The sequence below is a fragment of the Azospirillum sp. SYSU D00513 genome (assembly GCF_017356015.1).
In the GTDB taxonomy this organism is placed as follows: domain Bacteria; phylum Pseudomonadota; class Alphaproteobacteria; order Azospirillales; family Azospirillaceae; genus Azospirillum.
In genome coordinates this window covers 87,470-96,215 of sequence record NZ_JAFIQV010000031.1, presented here as the reverse complement: position 1 = coordinate 96,215, position 8,746 = coordinate 87,470, and the positions used below count along the sequence as shown (strand labels likewise).

9 protein-coding genes are annotated in these 8,746 nt (G+C 68.2%); 2 read left to right on the top strand and 7 right to left on the bottom strand.

What is annotated here, in order from left to right:
• Positions 1-196: 196 nt before the first annotated feature.
• The 3 genes from JUB11_RS21800 to JUB11_RS21790 all read right to left on the bottom strand — a co-directional run bounded on the left by JUB11_RS21800 (position 197) and on the right by JUB11_RS21790 (position 2,857).
• Positions 197-982 (bottom strand): MetQ/NlpA family ABC transporter substrate-binding protein, encoded by a 786-nt coding sequence (locus tag JUB11_RS21800; protein WP_207460786.1) that lies wholly within the window; start codon positions 980-982, stop codon positions 197-199.
• Between the two features lie 176 nt (positions 983-1,158).
• Complete coding sequence (locus JUB11_RS21795) at positions 1,159-1,827, bottom strand: methionine ABC transporter permease (RefSeq protein WP_207460785.1); 669 nt, start codon at positions 1,825-1,827, stop codon at positions 1,159-1,161.
• Complete coding sequence (locus JUB11_RS21790; protein ID WP_207460783.1) at positions 1,793-2,857, bottom strand: methionine ABC transporter ATP-binding protein; 1,065 nt, start codon at positions 2,855-2,857, stop codon at positions 1,793-1,795. Before JUB11_RS21790 ends, JUB11_RS21795 begins: the two co-directional genes overlap by 35 nt.
• 619 nt (positions 2,858-3,476) lie before the next feature.
• Between JUB11_RS21790 and JUB11_RS21785 the strand changes: the two genes are divergently transcribed.
• Positions 3,477-3,950: a hypothetical protein gene (locus JUB11_RS21785; protein ID WP_207460781.1), complete on the top strand. Its 474-nt coding sequence runs from the start codon at positions 3,477-3,479 to the stop codon at positions 3,948-3,950.
• Positions 3,951-3,974: 24 nt separating this feature from the next.
• Here the strand turns inward: JUB11_RS21785 and JUB11_RS21780 are convergent, their stop codons facing one another.
• The 4 genes from JUB11_RS21780 to JUB11_RS21765 form a co-directional block, all read right to left on the bottom strand.
• Positions 3,975-4,751, bottom strand: coding sequence for a VacJ family lipoprotein (locus JUB11_RS21780; RefSeq protein ID WP_207460779.1), 777 nt, complete (start codon positions 4,749-4,751; stop codon positions 3,975-3,977).
• A gap of 9 nt (positions 4,752-4,760) precedes the next feature.
• Complete coding sequence (locus JUB11_RS21775; protein ID WP_207460777.1) at positions 4,761-6,125, bottom strand: hypothetical protein; 1,365 nt, start codon at positions 6,123-6,125, stop codon at positions 4,761-4,763.
• A 222-nt stretch (positions 6,126-6,347) separates the two neighbouring features.
• Positions 6,348-6,806 (bottom strand): type II toxin-antitoxin system YhaV family toxin, encoded by a 459-nt coding sequence (locus JUB11_RS21770; RefSeq protein ID WP_348771486.1) that lies wholly within the window; start codon positions 6,804-6,806, stop codon positions 6,348-6,350.
• A gap of 85 nt (positions 6,807-6,891) precedes the next feature.
• Positions 6,892-7,245, bottom strand: a complete 354-nt coding sequence (locus JUB11_RS21765) for a type II toxin-antitoxin system PrlF family antitoxin (RefSeq protein WP_207460776.1) — start codon at positions 7,243-7,245, stop codon at positions 6,892-6,894.
• A gap of 244 nt (positions 7,246-7,489) precedes the next feature.
• Between JUB11_RS21765 and JUB11_RS21760 the strand changes: the two genes are divergently transcribed.
• Positions 7,490-8,746 carry a paraquat-inducible protein A gene (locus tag JUB11_RS21760; RefSeq protein ID WP_207460775.1) on the top strand — a complete coding sequence of 419 codons (1,257 nt, stop codon included), beginning with the start codon at positions 7,490-7,492 and terminating at the stop codon, positions 8,744-8,746.

Here is an 8,746-nt window from a genome sequence, read left to right as displayed (position 1 = left end):
CGGCCCGCGGCTTCGATCCACGCTTCCTCCCCACGGTCGGTCGCCCTTCCGCAGTTGCGCTTCACTTCGCTCGCCGTGATCAGCTTACGGCGGGACTTCCACCCACAAGAGAACGCCCATGCTGGGCGCACAAACGGCGGACGCCGCCCGGTCTCCCGGGCGGCGTCCGTTGTTCCATCCGTGCGAAGGCCGGTGGTTACCAGGCGGTGACGGTGCCCTTCACCGAGCTCTGCACGAACTCCTTCACCTCGTCGTTCTGGTAGGCCTTCACCAGCTTCTCGACCCAGGGCTTGGTCGCGTCGGCCTTGCGGACGACGATCACGTTGGCGTAGGGGCTGTCCAGGCTCTCGCGGGCAATCGGGTCCTTGACCGGATCGAGACCCGCCTCCGTGGCATAGTTGGTGTTCACCACAGCCGCCGCGACGTCGTCCAGCGAGCGGGGAAGCTGAGCCGCGTCCAGCTCCATGATCTGGATCTTGCGGGGGTTCTCGGTGATGTCGATGGGCGAGGCCTTCAGCCCGGCGGCCGGGTTCACCTTGATCAGCCCCTGGGACTGGAGCAGCAGCAGGGCGCGGCCGCCGTTGGTCGGGTCGTTCGGCACGGCGACCTTGGCGCCCTCCGGCAGCTCCGCCAAGGTCTTCACCCGCTTGGAGTAGATGCCCATCGGGAAGACCACGGTCTTGGCGACGCTGACGAGGTCGTAGCCGCGGTCCTTGGTCTGGTTGTCCAGATAGGGCTGGTGCTGGAAGGAGTTGGCGTCGAGGTCGCCATCGGCCAGCGCCTGGTTCGGGACGACATAGTCGGAGAATTCCATGATCTGGATCTCCAGGCCGTCCTTGGCGGCGATGGTCTTCACCTTCTCCATGATCTTGGCGTGCGGGCCGGGGGTGACGCCGATCTTCAGCGTCTCCGCCGAGGCGGAAAGGGCGAGGCCGAGCGTAGCGGCGCCGGCGAGCAGCGCGACGAGGCGGGAACGGATCATCGGGAAACTCCTAGGGCTTTTTGAGGATGTGGGGCCGCAAGCAGAACCACCTCCTTCGTCCGTCATTCCCGCGCAAGCGGGAATCCAGTCCAATGCGGCGGCCTTCCGGAACGGCCCTGGATCTCCGCTTTCGCGGGGATGACGTGGGGTGAGAGTGTCTGTTTGCGGTGAAGGGATCAGGACTTCAGGTTGCGCTTGTTGACGCGGCGGGCGATCCAGTCGCCGGTGGACTGGACGAGCTGGACCAGCACGATCAGCACCACGACGACGGCCAGCATCACCTCGGGCAGGAAGCGCTGATAGCCGTAGCGGATGCCGAGATCGCCGAGGCCGCCGCCGCCGACGGCGCCGACCATGGCGGAATAGCCGATCAGGCTGACGGCCGAGAGGGTCAGACCCATCACGACGGCGGGCATCGCCTCCGGCAGCAGGACCTTGCGGATGATCTGGAAGGGAGTGGCGCCCATGGCCTGGGCGGCCTCAATCAGCCCGCGGTCCACCTCGCGGATCGCGTTCTCCACCACCCGCGCGATGAAGGGCGTCGCGGCGACCGTCAGCGGCACGATGGCCGCGTTCGTGCCGATGGAGGTCCCCGTCACCAGCCGGGTGAAGGGGATGATCGCCACCACCAGGATGATGAAGGGGGTCGAGCGCGTCATGTTGACGATGGTGCCGACGACGGCGTTGAACAGCCGGTTCTGCAGCAGTTCGCCACGGCCGGTCACCGCCAGCATCACGCCGAGCGGCAGCCCGAGCAGCGTGCCGATCAGGCCGGACACCGCCACCATGTGCAGCGTCTCGACGAGCGCCTTAACCAGCAGCGCGTAGAGTTGCGGGGACAGCATAGCCGAGCACCTCGACACCGAGATTGTTGTCATGGAGGAGGCTGATCGCCGCCTCCGTCGTGGAATGGTCGCCGACCGCCTCGACCACCAGCGTGCCGAAGGGGGCGCCCTGGATCTCGTCGATCTGGCCGTGCCAGATGTTGAGGTCCAGGTTCAGCCGGCGGCTGATCGCGCTGATGACCGGGGTGGTCGCGCGCTCGCCCGTGAAGGTGATGCGCAGGACCATGTTGGCCCCGGCCACGGGCTCCGGCGCCAGCCGCCCCTGGAGCGAGGGCGGGATGCCGCGGTTGATGACCGGATCGACGAAGCTGCGCGTCGTCTCGTGCCGGGGCCGGGCGAAGATGTCGAAGACCGGCCCCTGCTCCAGGATGCGCCCGGCCTCCATCACCGCCACCTTGTGGCAGATCTCCTTGATGACGGCGATCTCGTGCGTGATCAGCATGATGGTCAGGCCGAGCCGCCGGTTGATGTCGGCCAGCAGCTCCAGGATCTGCTGCGTCGTCTCCGGATCGAGCGCCGAGGTCGCCTCGTCCGACAGCAGGACCTTGGGCTTGGAGGCCAGCGCGCGGGCGATGCCGACGCGCTGCTTCTGGCCGCCCGACAGTTCCGCCGGGTAGCGGTCCCGCTTGTCGGTCAGCCCGACCAGCTCCAGCAGCGGCTCCACCGTCTCGCGTACCCTTGCCTTCGGCAGTCCCGCCAATTCCAGCGGAAGGGCCACGTTGTCGAAGACGGTGCGCGCGGAGAGCAGGTTGAAATGCTGGAAGATCATGCCGATGGAGCGGCGCGCCTCGCGCAGGTCGCGCGGGGACAGCGCCGTCATGTCGACGCCGTCCACCAGCACGCGGCCCGAGCTCGGCCGCTCCAGCAGGTTGACGCTGCGCAGGAGCGTGGACTTGCCGGCCCCGGAGCGCCCGATGACGCCGAAGATCTCGCCGCGCGCCACGCCGAGGTCGATGTCGGCCAGCGCCTGGAAAGGCGCGCCGGACCCCCGGGCGGCGAAGGTCTTGGTGACGTGTTCGAAGGTGATCATGCTGGCTCAATGCCTCCCGCCACGGCACCGCCCGATGGGGGAGCGTGCCGTGCAAGCGGTCTTGGTAGGAAAGGATGGATGCCGTTCACGGCTCAACCGCGCGCGGGGCGCCGGGGTTGCCGCCGGCCGTCAGGAAACGGGGCCTGGATTCAGCTCCGACACATGAGCCGGCCCATCCGATCCCGGCGGATCGCCGCCGCCGAGGAAGGAAGGGGCATGCATGGGCGGGTGGACGGGCTGGTCATCCGGTCTCTCCTGTCGTGGGTCCACGACCGGGCATCGTGGCGCTTTAGCGTTTGGTGACGCGGCGCAAGCTGCAGACGTCAAATTGCCGCGGGCAACTCCAGGCGAGCCACCGGGCGGTTTTCTAGCAAGTCGGTGGGGATAAGGGCAACCGAAAATGTCACAGAGTGTAAAATCATCGAAAAACGCGCGGCACCGGCACAGGCGCTTGCCCGAACACCGGGCCGCTCCGGCCACCGGCGGAGGAGCCGCCATCCGGAAGAGCGGCTTGACGAAACATCGTGCCGGCCTTCCTGTTTGCTTGCGTGGTCCCGCATTGCGGTGAAAGGGGGCCGGCGGCGCTCATCCGGACGGTCGAGTATCGGAGACGGTCATCATGCCCGGATTTTTCGGAACATTCCTGCCGAACCGCCTCGGCATGGCGGGTCACCTGCTGGGTCTTCTCGCGGCGGCGGTCCTGCTGGGGGCGCTGTCGCCCCGCGTGGAGCGCCCCGGCGGCGCCCCGGAGCCGAACGCCTGGGACTATGAATATCTGAACGAGGCCACCTGCGAGCGGGTGATCGCGCGCCTCTTCGCCGCCGCGCGGGAGAGCGGCGCCCCCGCCTGGATCTGGGTGGACGAGAGCACGCCCGGCGCCCACGCCAACGTGATCGCCATGGCCGGGAAGGCGGAAGCCGCGACGCTCGACGGCATGCATCTGGTCGCCGCCAGCCGGGTCGCCCAGCCCACCCCGTCCAGGCCCGTGCCCGCCGCCTTCGCCACGGACGAACTGGCCGGCCTGCCGGAAACCCCTTGCCGCTTCCCGCTCAACGGCGTGCACTCCGTGCCCAAGCTCATCGCCCCACGCTGAGGCGTTCCCAGGCCCGTCGCCGGTTCACTTCCTGACCTGGAGCTGCCGCGCCTCCATGTAGACGTAGCGGACCAGCTCATATTCGAAGGGGGAGCCGGTCCCGTAATAGCGGAAGGCCGTGCGGTAGCGCGTGTCCACCGGCTGAAGGCCGTACTGCGCCACGTCGTAGGCGGTGGTGTCGGAGACGCCGCTGGGCACGGCGAAGGACAGGGTCAGCGCGTCCGCGACCCGGCCGACGCCGTCCCGCACGCTGGAGGGGCCGAGGATCGGCAGCACGACGTAGGGGCCGGGCCCGACGCCCCAGCGGCCGAGCGTCTGGCCGAAATCCTCGTCCTGGCGGGGGATGCCGAGTTCCGAGGCGACGTCGAACAGGCCGAGCAGCCCGACCGTGGAGTTCAGCGCGAAGCGCATCACGGTCGTCCCGGCCTTCTCCACGTTCGCCTGGAGCACGGAGTTCGTGAAGTTGTTGACCTCGCCCAGGTTCAGGAAGAAGGAGGACACGCGGTCGCGCAGGAACTCCGGCGTCACGGTCTCGTAGGTCTCGACCACGGGGATGAAGATCACCCGGTCGAACCGCGCGTTGAAGGTGTAGAGGCTGCGGTTGGCCGGCTCCAAGGGGTCGTGGACCGCGATGGGGTCCGCGACGCCGCCCGCCGGAACCAGGTCCGAAAGCTGCCGGCGCGGCGGATCCACCGGCTGGGCGCCCGCCGGGCTGTCCATGGAACCGGTCGCGCAGCCCGCGAGCAGCCAGGCCGCCAGGAGTGCGGTAAGGCAGGGGCGCGCCGAGCAAAGGTCATGCATGCGCGTGGCTCACTTGGTGAAGAAGTCGAGGACGTGGGCGGTGACGGCGCGGTGTTCCAGATTGCCGACATGGCCGCCGGTCGGGAAGATCCGCGCCCGCGCGCCGAAGATGCCCCGCAGCTCCTCCAGGTCGCCCGGCGCCAGGATGACGTCGTCGGCGTTGGTCATCAGCCCGATCTGCGGCTGCGCGGCCAGCCAGCCGCCGATGCTGGACAGGCTGGACTGGTCGATCAGTGCCTGTGCGGTCAGCCCCGGCGTGCGCGCCCGGTAATGGTCCGTGTAGACATCGTCGAAATAGTTCAGGAAGCTGGTGCGGAGCGCCACCGCGAAATACTCCGACAGGGGCGTGGTGGTCAGGAAGGGCTTGTTCCGGGGATAGATGTAGCCCTCGCGGCTCATCACGTCGGAGGCGAACACCATGTTGGCCGAGGCCAGCCGGAAGGACAGGCCGATGGCGGCGGCGAGCCGCTCGTCGCTGGGATCCAGCGTCCGATAGATGTCCATGGCGAGGTCCTCGTTCCCGAAGTCCAGCGCGTCGGTGTTCTCGTAGGCCTCGGACAGCCGGGCCAGCAGCTGGTCGAGGAAGGCGTCGAGCTGGTTGATGCCGCCCGGCAGCCCCCGGTACAGCATGCCGTCGATCTTGGTGACCGAGCGGTAGAGGCTGGCCGGCGGGTTGATCAGCAGGACACGTTTGAAGCCGAAGCCGCCCCCGCCGGCGGCGGCCTGTTCCTGGTCCAGCTTGGCCGTGTAGGCGGCGTTCCAGGCGCCGAGGCTGTAGCCGGTCAGGTAATGGTCGGAGATCTCCACCTCCTTCCCGATGCGGTCGCGCAGCAGCCGCATGACGCGCAGCAGGTCGGCGGCGTCCTGTTGGGGCCGGCCCGGCAGGTAGGAGGAGCTGGCGGTGACCACGAAATTCGCGTGGGTCGGCGAGGGCAGAAGGACGACATGCATGCCGATCGCGTGCAGCATCCGCCCCAGCGACAGCATGTGCTCCGCCCGGTCGTCGGCCCCCGTGCCCGCGATGACGAAGGCGAGCGGCGCCCGCCGCTCCTGGAGCAGCGCCGTGTAATAGAGCCCGTCATGATACCAGAAGCCGTCGGGCACCTTCCGGTCCTCGAAGACGGTCAGCCGCCGCCGCTCCGGTTCCACCGTTGCCGGGAAGCTGGCGCGCATCTCCGCCGGCGTGCCGAGCACCGTGGCGGCCCAGGGGTTGGTGAAGGGATAGTCGTAGACGGGCGGCGCCGCATCGGCCAGGACCGGAGGCGCCGGCGCCCGGTCCGACGCGCAGGCCGCCAGCATCAGGCCCATGGACAGGGCGGCGGCCCGGGCCATCCGGCGGAAGGGCGGGCGGAAAGGGCGGAGCGTCAGGAGCATTCAGGGCGCATCGCGGCAGTGGGCAGGGGAGACGGGCGGAGCGGTGATCGGAACGGTCGAACCGAAGGACCGTAGGCCCATCCCGCACGGCGGGAAAGAAACCGATGGTGCTAAGCACTGTCGCTTAAGCCGAAGCGCGGGGAGGGGCCATGTGCCGGCCTGACCATGAAACCCGGATCCGGAAATGAGTTACGCCCGTTCGCAACCTGGCTGCGCTCCCTTTCAGCCGACGACCTCCTTGATGAGGTCATTCCAATCGTTGGGAGGACGCCCGGATTTCACCATGCCGGAAAAAATCGTGTATGGGTCGGTGTTCGAACCCGCTTTCCTCAAGCTGTTCTCGTCGTTCACCCAGCAATAAATAATGATCCTGGCCTTGCTGTTGTACCGGAAGAAAAGACGGAAACGCCCCAGGAACTTGGCCCTGAACCAATCCTTATGCCGCGGACCGAGAGCAACGCCCTGACGGTAAGCCTTGTCGCCCGGATCGGCAGGAATCTCTTCAAGGATTAGATCGCTGATGCGCTTGAGGAGTTTCGATTTCGGATGGTTGGGGTATCCGGTCGGATCGGCTTCGGCCAAGCGTTCGACCTCCTCGGTAAGCGCGTCAAAGGAGGTGCGGAACGCCGGATACATGTAGAGCTTCCAGCCATTGCGAACATCGAAGGGGGCGTTTGGCACGGGCGCGGGTTCTCCGGCATGTCGGCGTGATCAGGAAAGGCGAAAGGAGCGTTCCGCTCACTCCGCCCTTGCTGGTCCAGCTTGGCTAGAGCGTGACGTCGTCGGGAATGACGTCCTCGTCCGACACCGTCACCCCACGCGTGAGTTCGATGGCACGCTCGATCCTCGAAGCCGAGAGAGGGGTGATGCGTTCCGGATGCGCGATGGCATCCTGTTCCAGGAACGCGAGAAAGGCCGTGACCACCGGGTCCTCCCGGATTTCTTCGGCGGGAGCCTCATCGACGACATGAACGAGAAGCGTGCCTGGCCCGATGACATGGGCCTCGACGCTGGCCTTCTGCCGGAACTCCGGGTTCTGGCGAAACAGCCCCTTGTCGAAGCGGATGGCTTCCGAAGACCCCGTCGTGGTGATCGACCCCTTATAGGCGGGCGTCCGCATGGTAACCTCCTGAGCTTGTCGTATAAATATACGTATCGCAGCGGGATGGTCAATGCCGCAGCCCTCGGGACCGCACGGACTGCCCCGATCCGGCCACCGGATCGGAACCCAGCCCCTTCGGCTGAGGCCGAGACCACTTGGCCGCACCCTCCTTGAAGAGCGCGCGATCCGAGCCATTGTCTAGGCTCGGCTTTACGAGATGTTCGCCAACGTCCATGACCGGTGCCAGAACAGGAGACGGAGCGTGACCTCCGCTGCCGCGGAGGGCGGCCCGCCGCTCGTCGCCTGCCACGACTGCGGCCTGCTGCACAGCCTGCCGCCCGCACCGCCGGGCCACGACGTGACCTGCCGGCGTTGCGAGGCCGTGCTGCGCACGCCGCGCCACCGCAGCCTGCCGCGCTGCACCGCCTTCGCGGCCTCGGCCCTGATCCTGCTGGGGGTCTCCGTTCTCTTCCCGCTCCTGACCTTCGAACTGGAGGGGCGCGCCCAGCCCGGCGGGCTGCTGAGCGGCACGGAAGCGCTGTGGAGCGCCGGCTATCCGACCCTGGCATTGCTGGTCCTCTTCACCGTCTTCCTGGCGCCGCTGCTGCGCATCCTGGGGCTGCTCTACGTGACGGCGCCGCTGCTGGCCGGACGGGGCGCGCCGGGAGCCGGGAGCGTCTTCCGCCTTCTCGGGAATCTGCGTCCCTGGGCGATGCTGGAGGTCTTCCTGCTCGGCCTCATCGTCGCCTATGTGAAGCTGGCGGGCCTCGCCTCGCTGGAGGTCGGGACCTCGCTGTTCGCGCTGGTCGGGCTGATCCTGGCGATGGTCTGCGCGGAGGCGACGCTCGACCCCTTCGAGGTGTGGGACCGGCTGTCGCCGCAACGCCGCGCCCCCGTGGACACCGCCGGATCCGTCACGGCCGGCGGGAGGCTGGTGAGCTGCCACGGCTGCGGCCAGCTGGAGGAGGCGGGGCGGGCGTCCTGCCCGCGCTGCGGTGCCGCCCTGCACCGGCGCAAGCCCGGCAGCCTGCGGCGGACCGGCGCGCTCACCCTGGCGGCGGCGCTGCTCTACGTGCCCGCGAACCTGCTGCCGATCATGACGGTGATCTATTTCGGCGCCGGCGAGCCCGACACCATCCTGTCCGGCGTCGAGACGCTGGTCGCCGCCAACCAATGGCCGATCGCCCTGCTGATCTTCTTCGCCAGCATCGCGGTGCCGCTGCTGAAGCTGACGGGCCTGGCCTTTCTGACGCTGTCGGTCCGGTTCCGGTCGGCCGGCGGGCGCAAGCGGCGGACCCGGCTGTACCGAATCATCGAGGGGGTCGGCCGCTGGTCCATGGTGGACGTCTTCATGATCTCGCTGCTGGCGGCACTCGTGAAGCTCGGGAACATCGCGACGGTCGCGCCGGAGCCGGGGGCGGTCGCCTTCGCGGCGGTCGTCGTCGTCACCATGCTGGCGTCGCACGCCTTCGATCCGCGCCTGATCTGGGACGGCGCCGGCCCTGAGGAGATGGAATAG